This is a genomic window from Bradyrhizobium amphicarpaeae, assembly GCF_002266435.3.
GTDB classification, from domain to species: domain Bacteria; phylum Pseudomonadota; class Alphaproteobacteria; order Rhizobiales; family Xanthobacteraceae; genus Bradyrhizobium; species Bradyrhizobium amphicarpaeae.
On the sequence record NZ_CP029426.2, the window covers coordinates 1,971,145 to 1,994,639 of the forward strand.

The following is a 23,495-nucleotide window of genomic DNA, read 5'->3' on the forward strand; positions in this document are numbered from 1 at the left end:
TAATTCCCCCGCAGGTGTCGGCCGAATCCAAAGGCCGGACGCGATTGGTCAAAATAGAGCGTCAGCCATATCCGAAATCAAGCACCAACGTCTCGGCGCGAGGAAATGGAACCTGCCGTGCTCAGCCCGGCGGATATAACAACGATGCGCCGAAATGGTTCCATGCGAATTGAAAAAGAGGTCCCGGCCCGTTTTTTCGTTCACCGCACCGTTCGGAACACGCGGCAAATCTCGCGGTTAGCACGCAATGACAGGGAGAACGGATATGAAAGCTGGATTTGCCGCGATCGTCGTCGTGCTGTTAGCCGGGTCAGCCCTGGCGCAAAACGGAGCGCCGAGCGGCCGCGGGGCGGTGACCGGCGATCCAGCCGCGAATTCCGCCAGCCCAAAGGCGGATACGCCAACCACGGGGGCGGCGTCCCGGTCGAACCCGAGCGGCAGCGGCACGTCATCGTCTGGCGGCAAGGATGACAATGGCGATGCGGGCCGGGACAAGATGCCGGAGAGCAACCGCGCGGTCCGGCCGGAGAGCCAGCAACATCATCCGAACGACAAATAGAGCTACTTGTCCGCCATGGTGCGCTCGGCGTCCTTGACCTGCGCACGCAGCAGCGGGAGCTGCTCGCGGGCGAACGCCGCGAGCGCGGTGTTGTCTGGCGCCTTCAGATAGCGTTCAAGCAACGCGATGGCCGATTCGTACTCCGGAATCTGCGAGGCATAGAAGGTTCGGACGAAGGTCGGTCCGTCCGACGTTTCGGGCTCCACCAGGCCCGCGCTGACAGCCGTCGTCTTGCCGATGCGCGGTTCCGCGCCGATCGCCTCCTGGATCTGCTTCAGCGTCTTGTCGCGCTTGGCGGCTTCCTCGGCGCGCAAGGCGGCGAGATTCCTGACCTCGGCATTGCCCTTCAGATCGGTGCTCTCCAGCAGGCCCTGCTGGAAACGGCTGAAATCGTAGAGGCCGCTGATGACGTCGATTGCGCGCGGCGCGCGATCGCCAAGCCCTCGTTCACCGCTGTTGTCGGCGGGCGCTGCGGTGCTGATGAAAGCCAGGATGATCGCAACGAGAATTCGCATCGTGATCAACCGCGGCTCACATGCGAAGTTCCCTGGAACATTACGATCCGGCAATCGGGTTGCGATGCGGGTGTTCCGCCCCCACGTATATTCCATGAAACAGTCTGACATCTTCAGAGACAACGCCGATAATTGTCTTCAACTCGCCGAGCGAGCGGAAGGACAACCCACCCACAAGCGCTATTCGCGCATGGCCGACGCCTGGACGGCGCTCGCTCATGAGCAGGACTGGCTGGATGGTGAAGTTCCGCCCGTCGCGAGGCGTTTTCCGCAGCAGCGGGAGGCGTGAGCGGTCTCTTTCCGTGCATCTCCGTGTGAGATCGCTCACGGACTGCAAGCGACCGGTCCAGGATGATCAGGGGATAGTCGATCGCGTTGGTTTTGGATTCCAGAAGGAGGTTTTGCGATGGCTCCACGTCTGGCTCTTGTTTCACTCATTCTCGCCTTCGGCGTCTCGGTCGCATTCGCGACGGTGACGACCGTGCGGCAGGTACATCTGGTGAAGGCATCGGCGGTGGCCCACGCGGCGCACAGTTAGCGCCACGCCGGAACATTCGACGCCGCGGTGCGTAAGCGCTTCGAGACATCAGAAGAGGCGCAGGTAGATCATGGCAAATTCCAACCACGGCATCGTCAAGGACAAGCGGGCGGAGGAGCAGCCCAGCGACAAGCAGCGCGCGCAGTCCGTGCACACGACGGACGCATCAAACAGGGACACGCAGACGAAGGGTACGAAGGGCTCGCCGTCGCGAGAGGCGACGCGCGATCCCAAGCTGAACGACAACAGCAAGACGCCGGGCTCGGGGATGACGCCGGATGATTCCGGCGCGGCGCCAACCGGCTAGACGCTTTCAATCTGACGGAACGAATCCTCGCGCGACGAGTCGATAGATTGCTTCCGGTTGTCATGCCCCCGGTGCACCGGAAGCAATCTCCAAGGACGGCCCTGGCACCCACCGTGCCGGGGCCGTTTGTTGATGGACGGCTCCCAGAGAGTCAGCCCCCGGCACCGTTCTCGGGATCTTCCTGCGTATGTCCTTCGGGCCCGCGGCCGAACACGCCGAAGGCGCTCGACTTCACACCCGCGGTTGCCTCGACGCCGACAGCAGCGAGTCCGAACTTGAGCAGTTCGCGAACCGCTGCGGCACGCGTTGGCATGCGATGTTTGAACCGGAAATCGTCAATGGCGGCCAACTCTTCCGGCGAGAGCATGACCTGAAGCCGCTCGGCGCGAAGGTCGTTCATGGTCGATCACGCAAATTGAGTGGTTTGAGCAACTTACTCAACAAGCCAATTTGGCAAGAGTTCCCCAAGAGTCCAAAGAGTCGCGGAATGAGTAAAAAAGTAGAATAAATTCAATAGGTTGTCATGAAACGACTTTCGCCTTGGCGCATTTTCATGGAAAGGGAGTTGAGCCATGACGGATGAAGTCAGGTTGCCCCGTAAGCTTTCCGAAGAGCCGGAAGCGCCCAAACCGGTACGCCAAAGCCACCAAGAGGTCATCGATCAAGTCGAGCGCTGGGCCAACAGCCCGGGGCTGCAGCCTCCAAGGAGGGAAGATGCGAAGACGGTCTGAGCCACACACATTCGAGCAGCGTCTCAAGGCGCACAAGCAGCGGCTCGAGCACGAACTGTCCGGCCTGCCGGATGGGCACCAGCGCGACGCCGTTAGTGCGCGCATCGATCAGCTTCAGACGGCCAGCGAGATGCACGGCTTCCTGATGCTACGGGGCGATTCCTCGCCCCGTCGCTGACGGCGCCAGCCGATCGGGTCTTGTCTGGTCAAACGCGCACGAGCCCTCCGCATCGGCTCCGTCAAGGCTGGCCGGATCCGCCGGCCGCGCCATACACCTGGCCGGTCGCATAGCTGGCGTCGGCCGCCGCAAGCTGCACATAGATCGAGGCGAGCTCGACGGGCTGGCCGGGACGACCGAGCGGCGTCATGCCGCCGAACTTTTCCAGCTTCTCCATCGTGGCCCCGCCGGAGACCTGGAGCGGCGTCCAGATCGGCCCCGGGGCGACGCCGTTGACGCGGATGCCCTTCGATGCGAGCTGCTTGGCCAGCGACTTCACATAGTTCATCGTTGCAGCCTTGGTCTGCGCATAGTCGTAGAGATCTGGCGACGGGTCGTAAGCCTGCTCCGAGGTGGTGCCGATGATGCAGGAGCCGGGCTTGAGATGCCGCAGCGCCGCCTTGATGATCCAGAACGGAGCGTAGATGTTGGTCTTCATGGTGGCGTCGAAATCTTCCGACGACACGTCGAGAATGGACGCGCGGGTCTGCTGCCGGGCGGCGTTGTTGACGAGGATGTCGAGGCCGCCGAGGCCCTGCACAGCCTGCTCAACCAGTTGGCGGCAGAAGGCCTCGTCCTTGAGGTCGCCGGGGATCGCAAGCCCGGTTCGTCCTTCCTTCTTGATCAGCGCGATCACTTCCTGTGCGTCGGGCTCTTCCGCCGGCAAATAATTGATCGCGACGTCGGCGCCTTCGCGCGCATAGGCGATGGCGGCGGCGCGGCCCATACCGGAATCGCCGCCGGTGATCAGCGCCTTGCGGCCGGCGAGCCGGCCGGAGCCCTTGTAGCTGGTCTCGCCATGGTCGGGACGCGGCTCCATCTGGCCGGCGAGGCCTGGCCATGGCTGCGATTGCTTCTTGAACGGCGGCTTCGGATAGCGGCTGACGGGATCGATGAGACTGTGCTCGGCCATCGAGGTATCTCCTTTCGCTGTGGATGCCAGCGAAGCCGCCGCGAGCGTTGCGCCTGCAGCGTGGACGACGTGGCGACGTGACAATGAGGTTTTGCTGGGGTTCGACATCATGCTCTCCGGGATGATCGAGGCTCAATGCGCGGAGGCGGTCGACGTTGCTAAGCAAAGGACGCCGGGCGTGCCGGCGTCCTTCAGCATTGCGTTACTTGGATTGGCCGACGCTCGGCGCCTTCCCGAGAGTCTTTGCCATCTCGAGGTGATGCTTCAGGGCAGGCAGCGTCTTGCCGGCCCAATTCTTGAGATCGGCATTGTCGCCGCCCTTGGCGTAGCGTTCGAATAGCGAGACGGCGTCTTCATGCGCGCTGACCTGATAGGAATTGTAGTCCGAGCTGAAGTCCTTGCCGTTCACACCCTTCAGCTTGTCGAGCTTGCTCTGGTGCGAGCTGTCGAGTTGGGTCGGAAGCGTGGCCTGGATTTTCTTTTCGCCGACCAGGCCCTTGAGCTCGGTGCTGGTCTTGGTGTGGTCGGTGATCATCTGCTGGGCGAAAGACTTCTCTTCCGCGTTGCCCTTCTGCTCGGCGAGCTTGCTCGATTCGATCTCGAACATGTCGCTGATCGCGACCTCCTTGACGAAGTCGGCGGTCGCCGGCGCGACGCCGAGCGCGGAGTTGACGCCGGTTTTCTCGCCAAGCGACTGGGCAAGGGCGGGGCCCGCGAAAGCGACGCAGGCGAGAGCGATGAGAGTGCGTTTCATGGTCCAATTCTCCAAAGGATCGCGCAACCGCTTTCCGGCCGCGTTGCGCCGACCAACACGTCGTGAGGAAGGAGGTTCCAAACGGCCAATCCGTTGGGTGCCTCGCACTCCGCGGATTGATCGGGTCCGTCGCCTTGCGACGCAACCGTTCCGGCAGGAACGCTCCGCCGTCATCGCGAAAGCGTCGGCGCGCACGTCATCGATCATCCCTTTCCCGGCAAGATGGATTCGAGCACCTGCCGCGCGGCGCCCTTGATGACGCCGCTCTCGTTCGGGTCCCCCTTCATCAGGGCGAGCGAGAAGTTCTTGGCCTGTTGAAGCGTGATATGCGGCGGCAGCGGCGGCACTTCGGGGTCGGTCTTCACCTCCAGCACGACGGGCATCTCGCATCCCAGCGCCTGCTCCCAGGCCGAGCCAAGCAACTCCGGGCTGTCGACGAAGATGCCGCGCAGGCCGATCAACTCGGCGAAGCGGGAATAGGAGACGTTGGGAATGCGCTGCGAGGCCTCGAATTTGGGATCGCCGTTGATGATGCGCTGCTCCCATGTCACCTGGTTGAGGTCCTCGTTGTTGAAGACGCAGACGATGAAGCGCGGGTCGCGCCAGGAGCGCCAGTACTTCGCGGCGGTGATCAATTCGGCCATGTTGTTCATCTGCATCGCGCCGTCGCCGACCAGCGCGATCACGGGCCGGTCGGGATGGGCGTATTTCGCGGCGAGCGCATAGGGCACGGCGGCGCCCATCGAGGCGAGGCCGCCGGACAGCGAGGCGATCATGCCGCGCCGCATCTTCAGGTCGCGTGCGAACCAGTTGGCACACGAGCCAGAATCGCTGGTGATGATCGCACGGTCGGGCAGGCGCGGGGACAATTCCCAGGCAACGAGCTGCGGATTGACCGGCGCGGCCGGCTGGTGAGCCCGGCCGTCAAGCGTCTTCCACCATTCTGCGACGCCGTCCTCGATGCCCTGACGCCAGGCGCCGTCGCCCTTGGCCTTCAGGCGCGGCAACAGCGCGCGCAGTGTCTCGGCCGCATCGCCCACGAGCCCGACTTCCATCGGAAAGCGGATCGACATCATGCCGGCGTCGATGTCGATCTGCACGCCGCGCGCCGCGCCTTCCTTCGGCAGGAACTCGGCATAGGGGAAGGCGGAGCCGACCATCAGCAGCGTGTCGCATTCCATCATCATGTTATAGCTGGGCTCAGTGCCGAGCAGGCCGATCGAGCCGGTGACCCACGGCAGGTCGTCGGGCAGCGCGGCCTTGCCGAGCAGTGCCTTGGCGCAGCCGGCACCCAGGCGGTCGGCGACGGCGATCACCTCGTCGGTGGCGCCGAGCGCACCGGCGCCGATCAGCATCGCAACCTTCTTGCCGGCATTGAGCACGTCCGCCGCGCGATCGAGATCGGCCTCACGCGGGATGACGCGCGGGGCGCTGTAGCCGATGCCGGAATGCAGCGTGCCGTGAGCGCGGGGCGGGCTTACATAGGGCTCGTCCTGCAAATCATTGGGCAGGATGATCACGGTCGGGGCCCGCCGCGCCAGCGCGATCCGAACCGCGCGGTCGATCAGGTGCCGCACTTGTGCCGGCGAGGAGGCCTGCATGACGTAGGCACCGGCGACGTCCTTGAACATCGAGAGAAGGTCGATCTCCTGCTGATAGTGGCCGCCGAGAGCGTTGCGGGCCTGCTGGCCGACGATCGCCAGCACCGGCTGGTGATCGAGCAGGGCGTCGTAAAGTCCGGTGATCAGATGCGATGCGCCGGGTCCGGAGGTCGCGATGCAAACGCCAAGCTCTCCGGAGAACTTCGCATAGGCACTCGCCATGAACGCCGCCATCTCTTCGTGCCGCGCCTGCACGAAGCCGATCTCGCCTTCCTTGCCTTGAGCCCGGTTCATCGCGCCGAACACGCCGTTGATGCCATCGCCGGGATAGCCGAAGATGTGGCGCACGCCCCATTGATGCAGACGCTGGACGATGAAGTCGGAGACGGTCTGGGACATCGCGGGTGGCTCTCGATTGTGCTGAAGCTCAGAGAACGACTCCTCTTTCGCGATGTTCCTGGGTTGCCGTCGGGAACATCGGTGCCGGAACGATCGCTCGCCTGTCCGGTTGATTCCCATTGGCTGAGTGGAGGAACGACGATGCTGAATCAGGGTGAAATGGATCGCGACGAAATGGGCCGGCTGATCGGCAGCGACAAGGTCGAGGGAACCTCGGTCTATGGGGCCGATCGAAACAAGATCGGTTCGATCGAACGCGTGATGATCGACAAGGTCAGCGGCAAGGTGTCCTACGCCGTGCTGGGCTTCGGCGGATTTCTGGGCCTTGGCAACGATCACTACCCGTTGCCTTGGCAGTCGCTGAAGTACGACACGGAACTTGGCGGGTATGTCACCGGCATCACCACCAAGGAACTCGAAGGCGCGCCGAAATACGCCGAACGGAGTGATTGGAACTGGGGTGATGACGCCGCGGTACGCGGCATCAATTCCTATTACGGCGTTCCGTTTGCGTGACCCTGCAAGTGAGGACAGAACAGTGAGTAAGGAGACCCCTGCGGACGATCCCCGGCAAGAGAGCGACTGGGGCTCGCACCGGCAAACCGACAAGCCCTGGAAGGGCAATCCGGAAAAGGAGCAGGGATCGGACGAGGCGAAGCCCGATCTCGAGAAATGGCACGAGACCAAGACGCACTGACAGATAAATTTTCGGTGACGACGGAGCAAGCGCGGCATCCCGATGCCGCGCTTGCTTTTTGAGCAGGCACTCGCGAATGGCAGTAGCGCCTTCTCGAGCGGAACCATGCTTCGGCAATGCGGTTAGCTCGCGGCCGGCGAGGCGGCTCATGCCACCCCGGCGCAAGGTCTATTCCTGAAAGAGGTGTTGCCCGTGGATGCTCAGACCCGGGAGCGTGGGCCGTCCGCGGAGCGGCCGCAGAGGACGACGGAAGCTCCAAGTACGCCTCCCGATCCAAAAAGCGAGAACAGGCAGCCGGCCCAGGCACCATCGCTGCGTGACCGGCTTCGTGCGCACTGGCTGCTGGCCACCGGCGGCGCCATCGTGCTGATCGCAGCCCTCATCGGCGGTCTGCTCTATTGGCTCGACGCCCGCCACTATGAATCCACCGACGATGCCTTCGTCGCCGCGCGCAGCTTTTCGGTGGCGTCAAAGGTCGGCGGCTACGTGACCGACATCCCGGTGACGGACAACCAGCACGTCAGTGCCGGCGATCTCCTCGCCAAGATCGACGAGCGCGATTACCGTATTGCCATCGATCAGGCCAATGCGCAGGTGGCCAGCGCCAAGGCGAACATCGCCAATGTCGAAGCGCAGATCGAATCGCAGAAAGAGCAGATCAAGCAGACCCAGGCTCAACTCGAACAGGCGCAGGCTCAGCTGCAATTTTCGCAAGAGGAGTTCAAGCGCGCCGAGGAACTCGTCGAGAAGGGGGCCGGCACGGTGCAGCGCCAGCAGCAGACCCGTTCCGATCTTCAGGCCCAGCAGGCCAACACCGAACGCGCCAAGACGGCGGTGACGTCGGCACAACTCGGTATCAAGACATTGCAAGCCCAGCTCGAAGGCGCCGAGGCGCAGCTCGAGCAGTCGCAGGCGCAGCTCGATCAGGCCAAGCTGAATTTGCAGTACACCCATGTCGTCGCGGCGCAATCGGGTCGTGTCGTCAAGCTCTCCGGAGCCAAGGGCACCTTCGTCACGGCGGGACAGAGCCTGATGATGTTCGTGCCGGACGAGGTCTGGATCGTCGCCAATTACAAGGAGACGCAATTGGGCGACATGCGTCCGGGTCAGCCGGTCGAGATCCGCATCGATGCCTATCCCGGCCGCAAGCTCACCGGCCATGTCGATTCCGTGCAGCCGGGCTCCGGCACCGCGTTCAGCCTGCTGCCGGCGGAGAACGCGACCGGCAATTACGTCAAGGTGGTGCAGCGCGTGCCGGTGAAGATCGTGGTCGACAACTGGCCGGCTGGTCTGCCCGTCGGTCCCGGCATGTCGGTCGTGCCCTGGACCAGGGTGCGATGACGGACGCAGTGCAGGGCGGCGCGTCCGCAGGCGGCTGGTCGCCGGAGCGCTCGGCTGCAGGCGGACATAATCCCTATCTCATCGCCTTCGTGGTTTCGATCGCGACCTTCATGGAGGTGCTGGACACCACCATTGCCAATGTCTCCTTGCGTCACATCGCAGGCAGCCTCGCCGTCGGCATCGACGAGAGCACTTACGTCATCACCAGCTATCTCGTCGCCAACGCCATCGTGCTGTCGATCTCCGGCTGGCTCTCGACCGTGATAGGCCGCAAGCGCTTCTACATGATATGCGTCGCGACCTTCACCTTTGCTTCGCTGCTCTGCGGCTTCGCGTGGAATCTTGAATCACTCGTCCTGTTCCGCATCCTGCAAGGTCTCGGCGGCGGCGGCATGGCGACCAGCGAGCAGGCGATCCTCGCCGACTCGTTTCCGCCGCACAAACGCGGCCAGGCCTTCGCGATCTACGGCGTCGCCGTCGTGGTGGCGCCCGTCATCGGTCCGACCCTCGGCGGATGGATCACCGACACCTACACATGGCATTGGGTGTTCCTGATCAACGTGCCGATGGGCCTGCTGTCGCTGTCTCTGGTCGGCACGCTGGTCAAGGAGCCCTCGGGCGCGCAGGAGGAGCGGGAAAGGCTGCTGAGCAGAGGCTTGCGCGTCGACTATATCGGCTTCCTACTCGTTGCGATCGGACTGGGATCGCTGGAATTCGTGCTCGACGAGGGCCAGCGCAACGACTGGTTCGGCTCGAACATGATCATCGTCTTCGCGGTGCTCGCCGTCGTCTCGCTGGTCGCGCTGATCCCGTGGGAGCTGACGCGGGAAGATCCGATCGTCGATCTTCGCCTGCTCGGCCGGCGCCAGTTCGCCGCCTGCTTCCTGGTGATGCTGGGCACGGGCGCGGTGCTGATCTCGACCACCCAGCTGCTGCCGCAGCTGTTGCAGACCGAGCTGAATTACACGGCGATGCTGGCGGGCCTCGCGCTGTCACCGGGCGGTATCGCCACCCTGGTGCTGATGCCGGTGGTCGGCCGGCTCGTCAGCACGGTGCAGCCGAAATATCTGATCATGCTCGGCGCTGCCATCGTCGCGCTCTCGATGTGGCATCTCACCGGGCTCACCGGCGATATCACCTATGGCTATGCGGCGCTGTCGCGCATCTTCCTCGCGCTGGGCCTGCCATTCCTGTTCCTGCCGGTGACGACCGCGTCCTACGATGGCGTGCCGCCGGACAAGACCAACCAGGCCTCGGCCCTGATCAACGTTGCCCGCAACATCGGGGGATCCATGGGCGTCGCCTTGGCGCAAACCGTGCTGGCGCAGCGCCAGCAATTTCACCAGAGCCGCCTGATCGAGCACGCCGCGCCGTCCGACATCGGCTATCAGCAGACCATCGACGCGATGACGCGCTACTTCCAGGCCCAGGGCTCCAACGCGAGCGATGCAGCATCGCAAGCGCTTGCGTGGATCGGGCGCACCCTGCAGCAGCAGGTTGATCTGCTCGCCTATATCGACGTGTTCTGGACGCTTGCGATCATCGCAGTGCTGATGATCCCCACGGCGGCGGTGCTGCGGCCGATCAAGCTGGGTGGGTCGGCGCGGGGGCATTGAGCCCTCCCGTCATTGCGAGCGCAACGAAGCAATCCAGACTGTTGACGCGGAAGCACTCTGGATTGCTTCGTCGCTGCGCTCCCTCGCAATGACGCGAATTTTGGGGGGCAGCTCACCCCACCGCCTCTTTCCGTCCAGGCCCCGCATGCACATGCACCTGCTTGGCATGCAGCGGCTCGCCGCATTCCGAGCACACCATCACGGGATCGAACAGCTTGCCGCAGGACTTGTGCTCGTGCAGCAACGGGCGGCCGCGCTCGTCGCCCATATGGGTGTCGCCCCAATGCACCATCGCCATGATGATCGGGTAGAGGTCGAGGCCCTTTTGCGTGAGGATGTACTCGTAGCGCTTGGGCGCCTCGGAATAGGGAACGCGGCGCAGGATGCCGAAGCGCACCAGCTTCTTCAGCCGCTCCGAGAGCAGGTGCCTTGTGATCTGCAATGAGGACTGAAATCCCTCGAACCGGCGCACCCGCAGGAAACATTCGCGCAGGATCAGCAGCGTCCAGCGGTCGCCGACCACGGCCACGGTGCGGGAGAGCGAGCATTGCTCTTCGTCCAGCGTGTCCCACTTCATGATCGGTCTCCGGCCCGGCCTCGTCAGTCAGAAAAAGGAACGGACTTGAATGTTCGAGACAATTTCGTGGTGAAGCTAGCATTTCGCCTAAAAATTTGACAGTTCTATTTTAGAACTATAGCCTCCATCTCAATCACACAGCGCTCTCACGGAGGAGGCGACCTTGCCCAAGCGAAACGCGACAGCCGCCGTGATCGGGGCCGGCGATTTCATCGGATCCGAGATCGCCAGGAAATTTGCCTCTGAAGGGTTCACGGTCTTCGCCGGCCGCCGCAACGGCGACAAGCTGGCGCCGCTGGTGAGCGACATCGAGGCCGCCGGCGGCGAGATCCACGCCCGCTCGCTCGATGCGCGGAAGGAGGAGGAGATCATCTCCTTCCTCGACGACGCCGACAGGCATGCCCCGCTTGAGGTCTGCATCTTCAACGTCGGCGCCAACGTCAATTTTCCGATCCTCGACACCACCGAGCGCGTGTTTCGCAAGGTGTGGGAGATGGCCTGCTATTCCGGCTTCCTTGCGGGCCGCGAAGCAGCGCGGCTGATGCTGCCGCGCGGCGGCGGCAACATCTTCTTCACCGGCGCGACGGCGTCCTTGCGCGGCGGCAGCGGCTTTGCCGCCTTTGCCAGCGCCAAGTTCGGACTTCGTGCGGTGGCGCAGGCGATGGCGCGCGAACTCGGTCCGAAGAACATCCATGTCGCTCATCTCATCATCGATTCCGGCGTCGATACCGAGTGGGTGCGGCAGCGCCGGCTCGAGGCGCTGGGGCCCAATGCGCTCGACAATCCCGATCTGCTGATGCCGCCCTCGGCGGTCGCGGATGCCTATTGGCAGCTCTACCAGCAGCCGAAGAGTGCCTGGACCTTCGAGATGGAGATCCGCCCGTTCGGAGAGAAATGGTGACCGCGGCGCAAAAGTCCGGTTAAACTGGACCCAATGACCAGGCAAAATTTCCGGGAGGTATTTGAGTGAAGACCGCGATCACCGAGCTGTTCGGCATCGAGCATCCCATCATCCAGGGCGGCATGCATTTCGTCGGCTTTGCCGAGCTGGCCGCTGCCGTCTCCAACGCCGGCGGGCTCGGCATCATCACCGGCCTTACGCAGAAGACGCCGGAATTGCTCGCCAAGGAAATCGCGCGCTGCCGCGACATGACCGACAAGCCGTTCGGCGTGAACCTCACCTTCCTGCCGACCTTCGCAGCGCCGCCCTATCCGGAATACATCGCGGCCATCGTCGAGGGTGGCATCAAGGCGGTGGAGACGGCGGGCCGCAGCCCCGAACAATACATGCCGGCACTGAAGGCCGCCGGCATCAAGGTCATCCACAAATGCACCTCGGTGCGTCACTCGCTCAAGGCCGAGCGGATCGGCTGCGACGCCGTCAGCGTCGACGGCTTCGAGTGCGGCGGTCACCCCGGCGAAGACGACATTCCCAACATGATCCTGCTGCCGCGGGCGGCGGAGGAATTGAAGATTCCGTTCGTGGCGTCCGGCGGCATGGCCGACGGACGCAGCCTCGTCGCGGCGCTGTCGCTGGGCGCGGCCGGCATGAACATGGGCACGCGCTTCATCGCCACCAAGGAAGCGCCTGTGCATCAGAACGTGAAGAATGCGCTGGTTGCGGCGACCGAGCTCGACACCCGCCTGATCATGCGGTCCTTGCGCAACACCGAACGTGTGCTGAGGAACGCCAATGTCGATCGCCTCATCGAGATCGAGCGCGAGAAGGGCGACAAGTTGAAGATCGACGACATCCACGACCAGGTTGCGGGCGTCTATCCCCAGATCATGCTGGAGGGCAAAATGGATGCCGGTGCCTGGAGCTGCGGCATGGTTGCCGGGCTGATTCACGACATCCCCTCCTGCAAGGAACTCGTCGATCGCATCATGAGCGAGGCGGAACAGATCATCCGCAGCCGTCTGATGGGGTTCCTCGACGGAACGGGTCCGGCCCGAAAGGTCGCCTGACACCGCCAAAGTTCTTAACCACGGCGGCACTTGGCCGCTGGAATTGCGCGCGACGCCTCCTAAATAGAGGTAAATTACCTCTTTCAAAATCAATTTCAGGAGGCGTACGTGGTCCTGAAGAGCATTCCTTTCGCAGTTGCCGTTGCCCTCGTCATCGGATGGGGCGGCTTCGCACGCGCCGACGACTACAAGCCCGACGAATATCTCGGTCTCGATCTCTCCAGGGCCGTGCTGTCGCCGAAACGGCTCGGGCCCGAGACGCAGTTCGCGCCGGTTGCGCTGGAAGCGCGCGGCGGCAACGAGGCGCAGGCCCGCGCCGAGCCGGTCGACGTGCCGAAGAAGGTTGCCGCCGAGCGCGTCCGAATAGCCGAACCGAAGGTCGCGCATGCGAGGCCCGCCCAGCCGCGCGGCGCGGCGCGCGCCAAGCTCGCCCATCGTCACGGCAACCCGCTCGACGCGCAGGCGATGGACACCCGCATCCAGACCTGGCCGTGCCGCACCGGCGGCATCTGCGACTGGAAGCGGTAACACGTATCGGGCGATAGCTCGATTGCTGCCATCCTTCGAGACGCCTGCCTTCGGCAGGCCCTCAGGATGACGCCGGGTGTATCTTGCGCCAGATCAGCGAACGGCATTCCCAGTCAGCCTTACCCTGAGGAGACCGCGCAGCGGTCGTCTCGAAGGGCGAGGCGCTTGCTCTGTCGCCGCCGCGATCACATTCGTCATCCCCGCGTCGCAAAACCGTAGGCGCGGGGTCAAGAAACCGTAAGCCGGGAGTCAAGGAGCGCAGGCACCTTCCGTCGCGATTCGACGAAGGTTTCCTGAATGGCAACGCTCCGCGCTTCGCGCGCATGGACCCGGCGGCAATTCCTGGTCCGCTCCACCTCCAGCTTCGCCGTCGCCTCGCTCGGCACGCTCGCCGCGCCCCATCTCAGCCGCGCCGCCGACCGGCCGCGGATCGCAGGCGGTATTCAATCCGGCGATGTCTCCGGCGGCTCCGCCGTGATCTGGGCGCGCGCCGACCGGCCCGCGCGGATGCAGGTGGAATGCTCGACCGTCGAGAGTTTCAGGACCATCATCGCGTCAGCTTCGCGCGACGCTGTGCCCGACGCCGATTTCACCGCCAAGCTGCAGCTCGACGATCTGCCGTCCGGCCAGGACATCTTCTACCGCGTGCGCTTCGACGACATCGCGACCGGCATTGCCGGCGAAAGCCGCGTCGGCCATTTCCGCACCGCGCCGGCCGCCGGCCAATCGATCTCGTTCCTGTGGTCCGGCGATGTGGCGGGGCAGGGCTGGGGCATCGACGTCGCGCGCGGCGGTTATCGCAGCTATCGCACCATGCTCGACAACCACCCGGATTTCTTCATCCACTCCGGCGATCACATCTACGCCGATTGCACGGTCCCTTCCGAACAGAAGCTGCCGAACGGCGAGATTTGGCGCAACCTCGTGACCGAGGAAAAGTCCGAGGTCGCGCATACGCTGGCGCAGTTTCGCGGCAATTACAAATACAACCATCTCGACGAGAATTTTCGCGCCTTCCACGCCGAGGTGCCGATGTTCGCGCAATGGGACGACCACGAGGTCACCAACGACTGGTCGCCCACCGGCAGCCATGACGAGGCCGGTTATGAGGACGACGGCACTCCGCGCCTGGTCGCGCGCGCCCGCCGCGCCTTCTTCGACTTCATGCCGATCCGCGACATCGGCGCGCGGCAGGGCCGGGTGTACCGCAAGATCGCCTACGGCCCGCTGCTCGACGTCTTCATGATCGACATGCGCAGCCATCGTGACGACAGCTGGAACAAGGGCGGTGATCACCGCGGCTGGATTCTGGGCGCCGAGCAACTCGCCTGGCTGAAGCGGGAGCTGGCGGCATCGCGCGCGACCTGGAAGGTGATTGCCGCCGACCTGCCGATCGGCCTCATCAGCCTCGACGCGGTCGCGCTGGGCGATGGGCCGCCCGACCGGCGCGAGCATGAAATCGCCGATCTGCTCGGCTTCATCAAGCGCGCCGGCCTCCGCAACATCGTCTGGCTGACCGCCGACATGCATTACACCGCCGCGCATTATTACGATCCTGGCAAGGCCCAGTTTCAGGACTTCGAGCCGTTCTGGGAGTTCGTCTCCGGCCCGCTGCACGCCGGCACCTGGGGCCCGGGCGAGCTCGACGATACCTTCGGTCCGGTCGCGATGTACCAGAACGGCTGCAGCGAAGCGCAGGGCGAGAATTTGGCGCCGTGTTTCGGATTGCAATTCTTCGGCCGCGTCGACATCGACGGCACCAGCGGCGTCATGACGGTGACCCTGAAGGACGTCGACAATCGCGACCTCTGGTCGGTCGACATCGTGCCGCAGCCGCAGGCACGGCCAGCCGTGGTGGCGCAACATTCATGAGGGACGGCGGGTTCTTTCCGTCGTCATGGCCGGGCTAAACACTTGACCCGGCCATGACGTCGGTAGACATCGTGGCATGAAGCTAACCCGATCTTGATTGGCCGCCGCCCTGCTGGCGCGCTAGACTACTGGCTCCCGCCATCTCTTTTCCATTACCAGAGAGACTGTTCCCCGCGGCCTCACCGCGCGACCGGCGGGATCGATATGTCAGGAGCCTGTTCATGGACAATCTGAAGACCCAGGGCATTAACATGCCAAAGCTCGGCCTCGGCACCTTCCGCATGCAGGGCGATGCCTGCCGCGCCGCGGTCGAGAGCGCGCTGTCGATCGGCTATCGCCATATCGACACCGCCGAGATGTATGCCAACGAAGAATTTATCGGCGCTGCCCTTGCCGCGGCTCGCCTGCCGCGCAGCGAGCTGCACGTCACCACAAAAGTCTGGCACGAGAATTTGGCACCTGACGCGATCCGCCGCGCCTTCGATGCCAGCCTGAAGAAGCTCCGGCTCGACCATGTCGATCTCTATCTCGTGCACTGGCCGTCGAAGGCCGCGAACTGGGGTGCGGTGTTCGAGACGCTGATGAAGCTGAAGGAGGAGGGCCGCACGCGCGCCATCGGCGTTGCGAACTTCACCACGGCGCTGCTCAAGACCGCGGTCGAGGACGTCAAGGCGCCGATTGCCTGCAACCAGATCGAATATCACGCCATGCTCGATCAATCGAAGGTGCTGGCCTATCTCAAGGCCAAGTCGATCCCGCTGGTGGCCTATTGTCCGCTGGCGCAGGGCCGCATCGCCTCGGATCCGGTGCTGGCGGAGATCGGGGTCAAGCACGACGCGACTGCCGCGCAGGTGGCGCTGAAATGGCTGCTCGACCAGGACGGCGTCGCCGCGATCCCGAAGGCCTCGCGCCGCGAGAGCCAGCAGGCCAATCTCGATGCGCTGAAGATCACGCTCGACGATGCCGACCGCGCAAAAATCGCCGCGCTCCCGAAGGACAGGCGCTGCGTCAATCCGGGCTTTGGGCCGGCGTGGGATTAGAAGGCGAGCTGCAAAATAGTCGTAGGGTGGGCAAAGGCGCAGTTGCGCCGTGCCCACCAGATCTCTTCAATCATCGTCGAAGCGGTGGGCACGCTTCGCTTTACCCACCCTGCAAGACTGCGCGCGCAAAGAAATGGCCCCGCGAGGGGCCATTTCCGTATGCGCTCTGCATTTAGTCCCAGTGACGATGGCGCTTTATCACCACGACCCGGTCGCGATTGTGCCAGCCACGATGCCAGCCATGGTCGCGGTGGCTGCGGAATTCGGCGCGAGCGCCGTACGGGCCGTGATGATGGTGATAACCGCCACGCTTGATCACCACGGTCTCTGCGCTTGCCAGCGTCGGCGCCGCGATCGCAAGAGCACCCAGGGCCGCAACCACAAAACCAATCTTCTTCATGATGTCCTCCTCCAAAAGAATGCACATCTAAACCGCACACAGATGCGAACGTTCCGGAGGAACTGCGGGAAAATTCTGAACGTCTGTTCAGGTGGCTAATCGCAACGTTGTTGTCTCGGCGTCGGCGCGCCCGTCGCGACGTATTTGCCGTCCCGGATCGTGTACTCGCCGCGCTCGCTGCGATTGTAGATCGCGCGGAGGCTACCGTCCTTTTCCAGCTGCAGCCCGAACTCACGTGTCTGATGCAGCGAGGGGAGGTATACCATCACATTGAGCAGGCCCTCGGCGCCGATCGTGGCCGACACCACCTCGTTCTCGTCCCTGGCCTCGCCGAAATCGCGCCGGTACATCACCCTTCCGTCCTTCCGGACTTCGTAAGTCAGCAGCGCGCCCTTGTCGCGGTCGGGCCGGGCCGCGCAGTCGACCGCCCACGAGCCGAGCAGGCCCCATTGCTCGACCGTCGCGGTCAAAGTCCCGGCACCTGCCGTGGAGGGGATCGCCGCCCACAGGATCGCAGCCGCGATCCAGCGGCTCAAACAATGCGCCATGTCCTGAAAGACCCCGCCTCGAAGATTTCCAATGTAGCATCCCGCCCGCGTGCGTCCATGGCCGCCGCCCATCGCTCGCGAATTTGATCCGCGTCAATGAGACCGGCCTTGTCCGGGGTAGAATGGCGGTCCCGAAGGCGAACCTGGATAGACCAATGCTGAATCAAGTCATGGATTTTGCGGGCGAAGTGCTGCCGGGGAGCTGTGCTGTGCCGCCGTATTCCGAGACCGCGTTTCTGACCGAGCTGGGCGATCGCTTGAGGTCCTCGCGCATGCGCTGCGACCTGTCGCGCCGCGAGCTGGCCCGCCGTTCCGGGATTTCCGAGCGCTATATCGCCCAGATCGAGGCCGGCAAGGGCAACGTCTCGATCGTGCTCTTGCTGCGGCTGGCCTCCGCGATCCACGGCAGTCAGCCACAGGCGGCCTGACGCTTCGAGGTGACTGCAATGGGGCAACTCGTACTCGCGGCCAAGGTCACCCATGTTCCATCGTTGATGCTGTCGGAGGCGCCCGGGAGCCCGCTACGAGACGCGCGCAAAGCCGCCGTCGGGTCGCTGCGGGAGCTCGGCCGGCGGGCGAAACAGCGCGGCGTCACCAGCTTCGTGGTGTTCGATACCCACTGGCTCTCCAATTTCGGCTACCACATCAATGCCAATGCGCGGCACCGCGGCGCGTTCACGAGCCACGAGGCGCCGCAGATGATCCAGGATCTGCGCTACGACCTGCCGGGTGACACGCGCCTGGGCGAAGCCATCGCCGGCAGGGCCGGGGACGCCGGCCTCAACGTGATCGCCCATCAGGTGGCCAGCCTCGGGCTCGAATACGGCACCATCGTGCCGATGCACTATATGAATCCAGACGGCTTCGCGAAGGTGGTTTCGGTCGCCTCGCCGTTGTTCACCTCGTTCGAGGAGAGCCGGATTCTCGGCGAAGCGGTCCGGCGCGCCATCGATGACTCCGGTGAACGGGTCGCCGTTCTCGCCAGCGGTTCGTTGTCGCATCGGCTGTGGCCGAACAAGAAGCTTGGCCCGGAGGCCTGGACCTCGATCGCCAGCGAGTTCAACCGCCAGGTCGACCTGCGCGTGCTCGAGTTGTGGCAGAGCCGCCGCTATCGCGAATTCCTCGACATGCTTCCGGACTACGCCACCAAGTGCAACGGCGAAGGCGGCATGGCCGACACGATCATGCTGTTCGCCGCGCTCGGCTGGCATGATTATCGCGGCGCGGCCGAGCAGCTCTGCGACTATTTTCCCTCGTCCGGCTCCGGCCAGGTCAACGTGGAGTTTCACGTCGAGGCGTGAGGGCGGCTCAGGCCCGCTTCTCCACATTGGCGCTGCGGGCGGGCACGCCGAACTCCTTGCGGCAGACCTCGGCCAGCACGGCGACGCCCTCGCGGATCTGCTGATGCGAAGGGCTTGCAAAACACAGCCGCAGGCGCGAGCTGGAGTGGCTCTTGTTGGTCGACCATTCCGGTCCCGGATTGATCGAGACGCCGGCGGCGAGCGCGGCCTGATACAGCTTCAGCGTATCGACCTGGTCGGGCAGCTTCACCCAGAGGAAGATGCCGCCCTTCGGCTCCTCGAATTCCGCCGCGGTCCCGAACTGCTCGTTCAGCGCTTCCATCAGCGTGTCGAGCTTGGTGCGCAGCGCCTTGGTCAGCGCCGGCACGTGGCTTGCGAAATGCGGCTTGCAATAAGCGGCAAGCACCATCTGCTCCAGTGCGCCGGAGCCGGCATCCGTCTTCAGCGCCAGCATCCGCGACATCACCTCCCACGGCGCCACGATGAAGCCGACGCGCAGCGCCGGCGCGATTGATTTCGAGAACGAGCCGATATGGATCACGCCGTTCGGGCTCATGGCGTAGAGCGCCGGCGGCCGCTGCCCCGACCAGACCAGGTCGGCATAGCAATCGTCTTCGAAGATCGGGACGCCATACTCGGTCGCGAGCCGTATCAACTCGGCGCGGCGGCTCTCCGGCATGATGCTGCCGGTCGGATTCTGTACCGTCGGAATGGTGTAGATGTATTTCGGCCGGATGCCGCGGCTCTTCAGGTCGGCCAGCGTCGCGCCCAGTGCGTCCATGCGCATGCCGTCCTTGTCGAGGGGGATGCCGACGACGTTGACGCCGAGCCGCGCCAGGCGGGTCAGGGAGCCCTGATAGCTGTCCTGCTCGAAGATCACGGTGTCGCCCCGGGTCAGCAGCGTGGCGTTGACGAGGTCGAGCGCCTGGAGCGAGCCGGACACGATCATGAGATCGTCGACGGTGCAGGTGATGCCGGCATCGCGCTTGAGCTTTGCCACCAGGAATTCGCGCAAGGGCAAATAGCCCTGCGGGCCATGCGCCAGCCCGTAAGTCGCCAGCGACCGGCCCTCCTTTTGCAGGGCGGAATTGGTCGCCTCGATCAGGCCCTCGAGCGGCAATTGCTCGGAATCGTTGTTGCCGCCGACGAAGCTGTATTTGGCAAGGCCCGTCCAGCGCGCAGAAGGGGCCGGCAGCCCTGCGGGAAACAGGGGCGCGAAATCGAAGCTGGACGTCATGGGCGTTCCTCGTCGTTTTTTATTGAGCAGCCGGCCTGGCGAGGACCGTGTGCCGTGATGTCGATCATGTCATCATGCCAGTGTTTTGCCCGACGCGTCAAATAGGGTTCGTAAAATCCGCATCTGTTTTGAGCAGGCCGGCAAGCCATTGATTTCGCAGAACCGTTCTACTGTGCATGGGGTTGTTTTCGCGGTTTTTGATCTGCGGCCGCGCAGCGCTGGCTCGAAGCGCGGCAACGGCCTCTATTTCTTCATGGCCGTCCTGGTCGGACGGCCCTGGCTGATGAACGCGTAATGCGCATTGGCGACGCCGCCAACCATCAGGGCCTCGATCACCGGCTCGGCGATCTCGCCTGTCGCGGCCCAGTCGACCAGGAAATTGGCCCCGGTCCCGCCGCGCACGTCATCGGTCGGAATGAAGATCGAGACGGTGGCCAGCGGCCTCAAGGCCACCGGCGCCTTCAGATAACTCTCGACCTGCTTGCCTGCGGTGTCGAAATAGGCGATGCGTTTGAGCACCAGTGCTTGCGTCTCGGAGGCGTTGTGAACACTCAGGGTCACCGAGAAGTCGACGCGCAGCTTGCCCTGGCTCATTGCGACGCTGGAATAGGCGGGCACGTAGAACCCGCCGGAGACGGCTAGTTCCTCCTTCGGCATTGCGGTGAGGGAATCGGCAAAGTTCTGTTCGATATTGACCTTGGATTGTGCGGCGGCGGGCACGGCAAAGGCGAGCGGGCATAGCAGCATTGCTGCGAACAGCCCGCTTCGCATGTGACGAATTGCTCGCTTGCCGCGCCGCAACCCGGCTCTAGGGTGCGGCAAAACGGACCAATTTGGCATGCACGAGCTCATTCGCGACATCACTCTCTGTATTCTGTTTGCCTGGATGCTGGGCCTGCTCGCCCATTTCTCCCGGCAACCGCTGATCTTGGCCTATCTTATCGCCGGCTTCTGCATAGGTCCATTCGGCGCCGGCTGGGTCCATTCGCAGGAATCGATCAGCGTCATCTCCGAGCTCGGCCTGATCTTCATGCTGTTCATGATCGGGTTGGAGATCGACCTTAAGAAGATCGTGCGGGCGGGAAAGGTGATCCTGTTCGCGGCGGGCGGCCAGCTGCTCGGCGGCTGCCTGCTCGGGGTCCTGTTCTTCGTCGGCATCGGCCTGTCGCTCGGCGGCGGCCATTTCGATGCGGTCTATCTCTGCGTCGCCTGCGCGCTGTCGAGCACCGTGATCATCGTCAAGGTGCTCTACGAGAAACGCGAGCTCGACACGCTGCCGGGGCGCATCACGCTCGGCGTGCTGGTGCTCCAGGACATCTTCGCGATCCTGTTTCTGGCGGTGCAGCCGAGCCTTGCCAATCTGGAAGTCAGCGTCATCCTGCTCTCGATCGGCCGCGTCGCGGTGCTGGTTGCCGCGGCGCTGCTGGTCAGCCGCTACGTGCTGCCGCGCGTGTTCCACCAGATCGCCCGGCGTCCGGAGCTGATCCTGCTCGGCGCGCTGGCCTGGTGCTTTCTCGTCGCCGAGACCGCCGAGCGGCTGTCGCTGTCGCGCGAGATGGGCGCGTTGATCGCCGGCGTTTCGCTCTCGACCTTTCCCTACGCGCTCGACGTCACCGCCAAGGTCACCACGCTGCGCGACTTCTTCATCACGCTGTTCTTCGTCGCGCTCGGCATGACCATTCCCGTGCCCGGCCTCTCCGTGATCGGGCTGGCGCTGATGATCGCGGCTTTCACGGTGGTCAGCCGCCTCGTCACCACCTTCACGCCGCTCTATCTGATGAAGCAGGGCCTGCGCGCCAGCCTGTTGCCGGCGCTGAACCTCGCGCAGATCTCCGAGTTCTCGCTGGTGGTGATCCAGACCGGCGTCAACGATCACCATATCGCAGCGCAGACGGCGAATGCCGCCTCCTTCGCCTTCGTGGTGCTCGCGGTGCTCTCGACCTTCGCGATGAGCCGCAGCGACGAGATCACCCGCTGGGCGATCGGCCCCTTGAAGCGGATCGGCCTGCGCGATCTCGACCACGGCAACGGCCATGGCGAGGAGGCACACGAGGGCGGCCATGGCGAGGCCCGCCGTATCGTCATCCTCGGCTTTTTCCGTGCGGCGAGCGCCCTGCTGGCCGAGATCGAACGGCAGGCCCCGGTGCTGCTGGAGCAGATCACCGTGATCGATTTCAACCCCAATGTGTACCAGACGTTGCTGTCGCGCGGCCTGCACGTGATCTATGGCGACATCAGCAGCGCCGATACGCTGCTCCATGCCGGGGTTGGCAAGTCCGAGATGATCATCCTCAGCGTGCCGGATGCGCTGCTGAAGGGCGCCAGCAACGAGAAGCTGGTCCGCCACGTCCGCGCCCTGAACCCGACCGCCATGATCGTTGCCACGGCCGATCTCCTGTCGGACGTGGACGAGCTCTATGCCGCCGGCGCCAGCTACGTCACCGTGACCCGGCTCAGCGACGCTCATGAACTCCTTACCGTGATCGAGGCCGCGCAGGCCGGCCTGCTCGACGACAAGCGCGCCGAGCTCGATCAGCGGCTTGGTGAGCGCCGCGAAGTGCTGCCCTGACGGGCGCCTGAATTCCTGGTATCTTCGGTGCAAGCCTGTCCCAGCTTGGCAGGCCTGCCCGCGGCATATGCGGTTGCGTCCAGGACACTAGCGCCCCGGCTCAACTCCGGCTAAGCCTCCCGCTCATAACCGATAGAGATTGGGACATGCCCGATAGCGTCCAGGAAGTCTTGCAGGCCTTTGCCCGGGGTGAGCTCGTCGTCGTCACCGACGACGACGACCGTGAGGGCGAGGGCGACCTCATCGTCGCCGCCTCGCTCTGCACCGCCGAGAAGATGGCGTTCATCATCCGCCATACCTCCGGCATCGTCTGCGCGCCGATCACGACCGAGGATGCGCGCCGGCTGCGGCTCGATCCGATGGTCGCCCACAATGATTCCGCGCACACCACCGCGTTCACGGTGTCGATCGACTACAAGCCCGACGGCGGCACCGGCATCTCGGCCGAGGAGCGCGCCTCCTGCTGCCGCGCGCTGTCCAATCCCAATGCCGGCGCCAATGATTTCGCCCGCCCCGGTCACATCTTTCCGCTGATCGCCAAGGACGGCGGCGTGCTGCTGCGCTCCGGCCATACCGAGGCCGCCGTGGATCTCTGCAAGCTCTCAGGCCTGCCGCCGGTCGGCGTCATCAGCGAGCTCATGAACGACGACGGCAGCGTGATGAAGGGCGAGCAGGTCGCCCGCTTCGCCGCCCAGCACAAGCTCAAGCACGTCACCATCGCCGACATGATCGCCTATCGCCAGGCGCGCGAGAAGCTGATCGAGCGGGTCTCGACCTTCGTCACCGAAAGCCCGATCGGCCCCTTGCAGGGCTATGCCTATCGTTCGCCGTTCGATTCCATCGCCCACGTCGCATTCGTCTACAACGGCGTCGGCGACGGCAAGAACGTGCTGACGCGCTTTCACAAGCCGAACATCGTCAAGGACATCTTCACCGGCCACAAGCGCATGGCCGCCGTGCTCGAGCATTTCAAGAAGTCCGGCCGTGGCGTGCTGGTCTATTTGCGCGACGGCGCGGCCGGTGTCCCCGTGGCGGCGCTGCCGGACGAGTCTGCGTCGGAAGCCGACCGCAACCGCCAGTGGCGCGAGGTCGGCGTCGGCGCGCAGATCCTGCGCGACCTCGGCGTCACCTCGATCCGGCATCTCACCTCCTCGGTGCACGATTACAAAGGCCTGTCGGGCTTCGGCATCGAGATCGTCGCCAACGAGCTGCTCGAAAGCTGACGACGCCGTTGCCGGGTTCGCGCCGGAGCGCGCCCCGGAATGAC

Annotated in this window: 29 protein-coding genes; 19 read left to right on the forward strand and 10 right to left on the reverse strand. The window is 64.2% G+C overall.

Annotated elements, in window-relative coordinates; translation table 11 throughout:
- Positions 1–265: 265 nt before the first annotated feature.
- Positions 266–559: a hypothetical protein gene (locus CIT40_RS09330; protein ID WP_094892170.1), complete on the forward strand. Its 294-nt coding sequence runs from the start codon at positions 266–268 to the stop codon at positions 557–559.
- 2 nt (positions 560–561) lie between these two features.
- On the opposite strand, the gene CIT40_RS09335 is transcribed toward CIT40_RS09330, so the two are convergent.
- Positions 562–1,074, reverse strand: a complete 513-nt coding sequence (locus tag CIT40_RS09335) for a DUF4142 domain-containing protein (RefSeq protein ID WP_094892388.1) — start codon at positions 1,072–1,074, stop codon at positions 562–564.
- A 94-nt stretch (positions 1,075–1,168) separates the two neighbouring features.
- On the opposite strand from CIT40_RS09335, the gene CIT40_RS09340 reads away from it, so the two are divergent.
- The 3 genes from CIT40_RS09340 (at position 1,169) to CIT40_RS09350 (ending at position 1,919) form a co-directional block, all read left to right on the forward strand.
- Positions 1,169–1,363, forward strand: coding sequence for a hypothetical protein (locus CIT40_RS09340; protein WP_094892389.1), 195 nt, complete (start codon positions 1,169–1,171; stop codon positions 1,361–1,363).
- Between the two features lie 117 nt (positions 1,364–1,480).
- Entirely contained in the window at positions 1,481–1,612 is a 132-nt protein-coding gene (locus tag CIT40_RS09345) for a hypothetical protein (RefSeq protein ID WP_283810083.1), read from the forward strand.
- A 70-nt stretch (positions 1,613–1,682) separates the two neighbouring features.
- A complete protein-coding gene (locus tag CIT40_RS09350) occupies positions 1,683–1,919 on the forward strand; it encodes a hypothetical protein (protein ID WP_094892171.1) in 237 nt (78 codons plus the stop codon).
- Positions 1,920–2,070: 151 nt separating this feature from the next.
- Here CIT40_RS09350 and CIT40_RS09355 read toward each other — a convergent pair whose 3' ends face one another.
- Entirely contained in the window at positions 2,071–2,319 is a 249-nt protein-coding gene (locus tag CIT40_RS09355) for a hypothetical protein (RefSeq protein ID WP_094892172.1), read from the reverse strand.
- A 172-nt stretch (positions 2,320–2,491) separates the two neighbouring features.
- On the opposite strand from CIT40_RS09355, the gene CIT40_RS09360 reads away from it, so the two are divergent.
- The gene (locus tag CIT40_RS09360; RefSeq protein WP_167443334.1) at positions 2,492–2,650 is read left to right on the forward strand and encodes a hypothetical protein; all 159 of its coding nucleotides are present in this window, start codon (positions 2,492–2,494) and stop codon (positions 2,648–2,650) included.
- Entirely contained in the window at positions 2,634–2,828 is a 195-nt protein-coding gene (locus CIT40_RS09365; protein ID WP_094892173.1) for a hypothetical protein, read from the forward strand. Before CIT40_RS09360 ends, CIT40_RS09365 begins: the two co-directional genes overlap by 17 nt.
- Before the next feature lie 61 nt (positions 2,829–2,889).
- On the opposite strand, the gene CIT40_RS09370 is transcribed toward CIT40_RS09365, so the two are convergent.
- The 3 genes from CIT40_RS09370 to CIT40_RS09380 form a co-directional block, all read right to left on the reverse strand.
- Positions 2,890–3,780 carry an SDR family oxidoreductase gene (locus tag CIT40_RS09370; RefSeq protein WP_193550914.1) on the reverse strand — a complete coding sequence of 297 codons (891 nt, stop codon included), beginning with the start codon at positions 3,778–3,780 and terminating at the stop codon, positions 2,890–2,892.
- Between the two features lie 202 nt (positions 3,781–3,982).
- Positions 3,983–4,534: a DUF4142 domain-containing protein gene (locus tag CIT40_RS09375; protein WP_094892174.1), complete on the reverse strand. Its 552-nt coding sequence runs from the start codon at positions 4,532–4,534 to the stop codon at positions 3,983–3,985.
- Positions 4,535–4,737: 203 nt separating this feature from the next.
- Positions 4,738–6,534, reverse strand: coding sequence for a thiamine pyrophosphate-requiring protein (locus CIT40_RS09380; protein WP_094892175.1), 1,797 nt, complete (start codon positions 6,532–6,534; stop codon positions 4,738–4,740).
- Between the two features lie 141 nt (positions 6,535–6,675).
- Between CIT40_RS09380 and CIT40_RS09385 the strand changes: the two genes are divergently transcribed.
- The 4 genes from CIT40_RS09385 (at position 6,676) to CIT40_RS09400 (ending at position 10,188) form a co-directional block, all read left to right on the forward strand.
- Positions 6,676–7,050, forward strand: coding sequence for a PRC-barrel domain-containing protein (locus CIT40_RS09385; protein ID WP_094892176.1), 375 nt, complete (start codon positions 6,676–6,678; stop codon positions 7,048–7,050).
- 22 nt (positions 7,051–7,072) lie between these two features.
- On the forward strand, positions 7,073–7,231 hold the full coding sequence (locus CIT40_RS09390; protein ID WP_167443335.1) for a hypothetical protein: 159 nt from the start codon (positions 7,073–7,075) through the stop codon (positions 7,229–7,231).
- A 192-nt stretch (positions 7,232–7,423) separates the two neighbouring features.
- Entirely contained in the window at positions 7,424–8,572 is a 1,149-nt protein-coding gene (locus tag CIT40_RS09395; protein ID WP_094892177.1) for an HlyD family secretion protein, read from the forward strand.
- Positions 8,569–10,188, forward strand: a complete 1,620-nt coding sequence (locus CIT40_RS09400; protein ID WP_094892178.1) for a DHA2 family efflux MFS transporter permease subunit — start codon at positions 8,569–8,571, stop codon at positions 10,186–10,188. Before CIT40_RS09395 ends, CIT40_RS09400 begins: the two co-directional genes overlap by 4 nt.
- A 112-nt stretch (positions 10,189–10,300) precedes the next feature.
- Here the strand turns inward: CIT40_RS09400 and CIT40_RS09405 are convergent, their stop codons facing one another.
- Positions 10,301–10,765: a winged helix-turn-helix transcriptional regulator gene (locus tag CIT40_RS09405; protein WP_094892179.1), complete on the reverse strand. Its 465-nt coding sequence runs from the start codon at positions 10,763–10,765 to the stop codon at positions 10,301–10,303.
- Between the two features lie 163 nt (positions 10,766–10,928).
- Here CIT40_RS09405 and CIT40_RS09410 point away from each other — a divergent pair, with 163 nt between their 5' ends.
- From CIT40_RS09410 to CIT40_RS09430, 5 genes are all read left to right on the forward strand, one after another.
- Positions 10,929–11,666: an SDR family oxidoreductase gene (locus CIT40_RS09410; protein WP_094892180.1), complete on the forward strand. Its 738-nt coding sequence runs from the start codon at positions 10,929–10,931 to the stop codon at positions 11,664–11,666.
- A 65-nt stretch (positions 11,667–11,731) separates the two neighbouring features.
- Complete coding sequence (locus tag CIT40_RS09415; RefSeq protein ID WP_094892181.1) at positions 11,732–12,733, forward strand: NAD(P)H-dependent flavin oxidoreductase; 1,002 nt, start codon at positions 11,732–11,734, stop codon at positions 12,731–12,733.
- Positions 12,734–12,841: 108 nt separating this feature from the next.
- A complete protein-coding gene (locus CIT40_RS09420) occupies positions 12,842–13,261 on the forward strand; it encodes a hypothetical protein (protein ID WP_094892182.1) in 420 nt (139 codons plus the stop codon).
- 297 nt (positions 13,262–13,558) lie between these two features.
- Positions 13,559–15,133, forward strand: coding sequence for an alkaline phosphatase D family protein (locus tag CIT40_RS09425; RefSeq protein WP_094892183.1), 1,575 nt, complete (start codon positions 13,559–13,561; stop codon positions 15,131–15,133).
- A 221-nt stretch (positions 15,134–15,354) separates the two neighbouring features.
- A complete protein-coding gene (locus CIT40_RS09430; RefSeq protein WP_094892184.1) occupies positions 15,355–16,173 on the forward strand; it encodes an aldo/keto reductase in 819 nt (272 codons plus the stop codon).
- A 172-nt stretch (positions 16,174–16,345) separates the two neighbouring features.
- Here the strand turns inward: CIT40_RS09430 and CIT40_RS09435 are convergent, their stop codons facing one another.
- Both CIT40_RS09435 and CIT40_RS09440 read right to left on the reverse strand, forming a co-directional pair.
- Positions 16,346–16,573 (reverse strand): hypothetical protein, encoded by a 228-nt coding sequence (locus CIT40_RS09435; protein ID WP_094892391.1) that lies wholly within the window; start codon positions 16,571–16,573, stop codon positions 16,346–16,348.
- 95 nt (positions 16,574–16,668) lie between these two features.
- Positions 16,669–17,121 (reverse strand): hypothetical protein, encoded by a 453-nt coding sequence (locus tag CIT40_RS09440; RefSeq protein WP_162307423.1) that lies wholly within the window; start codon positions 17,119–17,121, stop codon positions 16,669–16,671.
- A gap of 155 nt (positions 17,122–17,276) precedes the next feature.
- Here CIT40_RS09440 and CIT40_RS09445 point away from each other — a divergent pair, with 155 nt between their 5' ends.
- Positions 17,277–17,549 (forward strand): helix-turn-helix domain-containing protein, encoded by a 273-nt coding sequence (locus CIT40_RS09445; RefSeq protein WP_026202606.1) that lies wholly within the window; start codon positions 17,277–17,279, stop codon positions 17,547–17,549.
- Positions 17,550–17,567: 18 nt separating this feature from the next.
- On the forward strand, positions 17,568–18,422 hold the full coding sequence (gene hpaD, locus CIT40_RS09450; protein WP_094892186.1) for a 3,4-dihydroxyphenylacetate 2,3-dioxygenase: 855 nt from the start codon (positions 17,568–17,570) through the stop codon (positions 18,420–18,422).
- A 7-nt stretch (positions 18,423–18,429) separates the two neighbouring features.
- Here the strand turns inward: hpaD and CIT40_RS09455 are convergent, their stop codons facing one another.
- Both CIT40_RS09455 and CIT40_RS09460 read right to left on the reverse strand, forming a co-directional pair.
- Complete coding sequence (locus CIT40_RS09455; RefSeq protein ID WP_094892187.1) at positions 18,430–19,659, reverse strand: aminotransferase-like domain-containing protein; 1,230 nt, start codon at positions 19,657–19,659, stop codon at positions 18,430–18,432.
- 243 nt (positions 19,660–19,902) lie between these two features.
- Complete coding sequence (locus CIT40_RS09460; RefSeq protein ID WP_162307424.1) at positions 19,903–20,430, reverse strand: DUF3124 domain-containing protein; 528 nt, start codon at positions 20,428–20,430, stop codon at positions 19,903–19,905.
- A gap of 67 nt (positions 20,431–20,497) precedes the next feature.
- Here CIT40_RS09460 and CIT40_RS09465 point away from each other — a divergent pair, with 67 nt between their 5' ends.
- Positions 20,498–22,228, forward strand: coding sequence for a cation:proton antiporter (locus CIT40_RS09465; protein WP_094892189.1), 1,731 nt, complete (start codon positions 20,498–20,500; stop codon positions 22,226–22,228).
- Between the two features lie 146 nt (positions 22,229–22,374).
- Complete coding sequence (ribB, locus tag CIT40_RS09470; RefSeq protein ID WP_094892190.1) at positions 22,375–23,451, forward strand: 3,4-dihydroxy-2-butanone-4-phosphate synthase; 1,077 nt, start codon at positions 22,375–22,377, stop codon at positions 23,449–23,451.
- Positions 23,452–23,495 lie beyond the last annotated feature (44 nt).

Bases quoted from the DNA above. Each gene is read 5' to 3' on its own strand.
- CIT40_RS09440 (WP_162307423.1), bottom strand. From the start codon at position 17,121: ATGGCGCATTGTTTGAGCCGCTGGATCGCGGCTGCGATCCTGTGGGCG.
- CIT40_RS09330 (WP_094892170.1), top strand. From the start codon at position 266: ATGAAAGCTGGATTTGCCGCGATCGTCGTCGTGCTGTTAGCCGGGTCA.
- CIT40_RS09465 (WP_094892189.1), top strand. From the start codon at position 20,498: ATGCACGAGCTCATTCGCGACATCACTCTCTGTATTCTGTTTGCCTGG.
- CIT40_RS09375 (WP_094892174.1), bottom strand. From the start codon at position 4,534: ATGAAACGCACTCTCATCGCTCTCGCCTGCGTCGCTTTCGCGGGCCCC.
- CIT40_RS09350 (WP_094892171.1), top strand. From the start codon at position 1,683: ATGGCAAATTCCAACCACGGCATCGTCAAGGACAAGCGGGCGGAGGAG.
- hpaD (WP_094892186.1), top strand. From the start codon at position 17,568: ATGGGGCAACTCGTACTCGCGGCCAAGGTCACCCATGTTCCATCGTTG.
- CIT40_RS09360 (WP_167443334.1), top strand. From the start codon at position 2,492: ATGACGGATGAAGTCAGGTTGCCCCGTAAGCTTTCCGAAGAGCCGGAA.
- CIT40_RS09345 (WP_283810083.1), top strand. From the start codon at position 1,481: ATGGCTCCACGTCTGGCTCTTGTTTCACTCATTCTCGCCTTCGGCGTC.
- CIT40_RS09405 (WP_094892179.1), bottom strand. From the start codon at position 10,765: ATGAAGTGGGACACGCTGGACGAAGAGCAATGCTCGCTCTCCCGCACC.
- CIT40_RS09380 (WP_094892175.1), bottom strand. From the start codon at position 6,534: ATGTCCCAGACCGTCTCCGACTTCATCGTCCAGCGTCTGCATCAATGG.
- ribB (WP_094892190.1), top strand. From the start codon at position 22,375: ATGCCCGATAGCGTCCAGGAAGTCTTGCAGGCCTTTGCCCGGGGTGAG.
- CIT40_RS09335 (WP_094892388.1), bottom strand. From the start codon at position 1,074: ATGCGAATTCTCGTTGCGATCATCCTGGCTTTCATCAGCACCGCAGCG.
- CIT40_RS09340 (WP_094892389.1), top strand. From the start codon at position 1,169: ATGAAACAGTCTGACATCTTCAGAGACAACGCCGATAATTGTCTTCAA.
- CIT40_RS09445 (WP_026202606.1), top strand. From the start codon at position 17,277: ATGCTGAATCAAGTCATGGATTTTGCGGGCGAAGTGCTGCCGGGGAGC.
- CIT40_RS09460 (WP_162307424.1), bottom strand. From the start codon at position 20,430: ATGCGAAGCGGGCTGTTCGCAGCAATGCTGCTATGCCCGCTCGCCTTT.
- CIT40_RS09455 (WP_094892187.1), bottom strand. From the start codon at position 19,659: ATGACGTCCAGCTTCGATTTCGCGCCCCTGTTTCCCGCAGGGCTGCCG.
- CIT40_RS09385 (WP_094892176.1), top strand. From the start codon at position 6,676: ATGCTGAATCAGGGTGAAATGGATCGCGACGAAATGGGCCGGCTGATC.
- CIT40_RS09400 (WP_094892178.1), top strand. From the start codon at position 8,569: ATGACGGACGCAGTGCAGGGCGGCGCGTCCGCAGGCGGCTGGTCGCCG.
- CIT40_RS09365 (WP_094892173.1), top strand. From the start codon at position 2,634: ATGCGAAGACGGTCTGAGCCACACACATTCGAGCAGCGTCTCAAGGCG.
- CIT40_RS09425 (WP_094892183.1), top strand. From the start codon at position 13,559: ATGGCAACGCTCCGCGCTTCGCGCGCATGGACCCGGCGGCAATTCCTG.
- CIT40_RS09355 (WP_094892172.1), bottom strand. From the start codon at position 2,319: ATGAACGACCTTCGCGCCGAGCGGCTTCAGGTCATGCTCTCGCCGGAA.
- CIT40_RS09435 (WP_094892391.1), bottom strand. From the start codon at position 16,573: ATGAAGAAGATTGGTTTTGTGGTTGCGGCCCTGGGTGCTCTTGCGATC.
- CIT40_RS09370 (WP_193550914.1), bottom strand. From the start codon at position 3,780: ATGGCCGAGCACAGTCTCATCGATCCCGTCAGCCGCTATCCGAAGCCG.
- CIT40_RS09430 (WP_094892184.1), top strand. From the start codon at position 15,355: ATGGACAATCTGAAGACCCAGGGCATTAACATGCCAAAGCTCGGCCTC.